Source organism: Clostridioides sp. ZZV14-6154 (assembly GCF_020657785.1).
Classification (GTDB): domain Bacteria; phylum Bacillota; class Clostridia; order Peptostreptococcales; family Peptostreptococcaceae; genus Clostridioides.
Genome location: NZ_JAGWCY010000072.1, coordinates 1 through 323, shown reverse-complemented (window position 1 = coordinate 323; position 323 = coordinate 1). Strand labels below are relative to the sequence as shown.

Annotated in this window: 1 protein-coding gene; it reads left to right on the top strand. The window is 28.8% G+C overall.

The window, feature by feature from the left end; genetic code table 11:
- Positions 1-323: helix-turn-helix domain-containing protein (locus KGF45_RS19765; protein WP_227843084.1), on the top strand; the 323-nt coding region annotated here is incomplete at both ends.

Genomic DNA, 323 nt, shown 5'->3' with positions numbered 1-323 from the left:
GAGATTAACCCCTCTGATGAACAAAAATCTAAAATACACAAAACTATTGGTGTATCAAGGTTTATATACAACTTCTATATTGCTCATAGTAAAGAGATTTATGAAAAAGAAGGAAAATTTGTGAGTGGTATGGACTTTTCTAAATGGATAAATAACGAGTATGTACCTAATAATAAAGATATGAAATGGATTAAAGATGTATCCTCTAAAGCTACTAAACAAGCTATTATGAATGGAGATAAAGCCTTTAAAGACTTTTTTAAAGGTGCTAAAGGCTTTCCTAAGTTCAAGAAAGAGAAAAATCAAGATGTAAAAGCATATTT